This window comes from Nitrobacter sp. 62-13 (assembly GCF_001896955.1).
Lineage (GTDB): Bacteria > Pseudomonadota > Alphaproteobacteria > Rhizobiales > Xanthobacteraceae > Nitrobacter.
The window spans coordinates 1-468 of sequence record NZ_MKRN01000087.1 but is presented as its reverse complement, the minus strand read 5'-3'; the positions used below and the strand labels follow the sequence as shown (position 1 = coordinate 468).

Here is a 468-nt window from a genome sequence, read left to right as displayed (position 1 = left end):
CGGCATCAGACGAGCACTCCGCCGCCGAAGCTGAAGAAGCTGAGAAAGAACGAACTGGCCGCGAAAGCGATCGAGAGGCCGAAGACGATCTGAACGAGTCTCCGAAAGCCACCACTCGTGTCGCCGAACGCGAGGGTCAAGCCTGTAACGATGATGATGATCACCGCGATGATCTTCGCGACCGGTCCTTCGATCGACTGAAGGATTTGTTCAAGCGGCTGCTCCCACGGCATTGAGGAGCCAGAGGCATGTGCGCCCGGGGCGAGCGCGAGGCTGACGACAGCGGCCGTGGTTGCGGAGGCAAGATGACGACGAAAGTTCTGGAGCTTGAGGATCACGCACGATCTCCTGTGGCGGGCAAGGTTGCGGGGGTGACGTGGTAGTCGCCGTCGGCGGTCAGGCCGTGGACGTGCGCGAGCTCGGCGAGGCGGCGCGACGATCCGCGGCCGCTGAGGACAGCGACAAGGT

Annotated in this window: 1 protein-coding gene and 1 pseudogene; both read right to left on the bottom strand. The window is 63.5% G+C overall.

Annotated features, from left to right (window positions below; translation table 11 throughout):
* Nucleotides 1-5 precede the first annotated feature (5 nt).
* Complete coding sequence (locus tag BGN91_RS08165; RefSeq protein WP_292612137.1) at nucleotides 6-338, bottom strand: TrbC/VirB2 family protein; 333 nt, start codon at nucleotides 336-338, stop codon at nucleotides 6-8.
* Nucleotides 335-468 (bottom strand): annotated as a pseudogene (locus tag BGN91_RS08160) (P-type conjugative transfer ATPase TrbB); the annotation flags it as partial. The gene BGN91_RS08165 and the pseudogene BGN91_RS08160, both read right to left, overlap by 4 nt.